Annotated in this window: 1 protein-coding gene; it reads right to left on the minus strand. The window is 65.5% G+C overall.

Annotated elements, in window-relative coordinates; translation table 11 throughout:
* Positions 1-823: HNH endonuclease signature motif containing protein (locus EU513_RS15590; RefSeq protein WP_129627804.1), on the minus strand; the 823-nt coding region annotated here is incomplete at both ends.

Here is an 823-nt window from a genome sequence, read left to right on the forward strand (position 1 = left end):
CGGTCGGTAGCCGAAGCGGTCGCCGTACCGGCCTCGGAACACGAAGAACCCTGGCGACAACGTGGTGATGGTGAAGTCGCCGGCATGTAAACGGTCGTGATGGAAGGGACAGAGACTGATCAGGTTGCCCAGGTCGGTGTTGCCACCTTTGGACCAGTGGATGACGTGGTGCACTTCGACGTACCGGTGGGTTCCGCACCCTGGGAACCGGCAGCCGTGGTCCCGGTCGTGCACGAGGCGGCGGGTTCGTCTAGGGACGATGCGTTGGGTGCGTCCGACGTCGACGGGGTACCCGTTCTTCTCGATGATCGGCACGATCAGCCCGTCACACGAGAGTTTCTCGCGGAGTGCGGGTGGGAGGGCTCCGGCACCGCCCGACCAGCCGTGTCCGTGGGCGTCGAGGTGGAACAGCACCCGGTAGGTGTCCGCCCGACCCGGCACCCCGCCGGTGCCGGCGTGAAGCGAGCGGAGCATGGCTTCGAGGAACGCGTCCGCCAGAGTGATCCGTGGTTTCCCGGCCGCGTCCAGACCGTCACCCAGGTCCGTGCCAAGATCGGGGGCGTGGTCGGTGCCGGACTCGGGCCCGCCGAACGCGGCCGGAATCCGTTGAGCCGTGGTGTCTTGGTCGGACTCGATTGCGGGGTCCTGGCTGCAGTCCTGATCGCAGTTGTTGTCGCGATCACTGTCGGTGTGGCGGGTTTGTTGGAACAGCGCGTTCTTGGCTTCGTTCAACACTTGCTCGAGGAGTTCGCCTTGGTCGACGGGTCCGTCGAACTCCAAGTGGTAGCGGCCTTTGTCGAACCAGGACCGTAAATGCGCCGGA

The sequence above is a fragment of the Yimella sp. RIT 621 genome, from assembly GCF_004146205.1.
In the GTDB taxonomy this organism is placed as follows: Bacteria; Actinomycetota; Actinomycetes; order Actinomycetales; family Dermatophilaceae; genus Yimella; species Yimella lutea.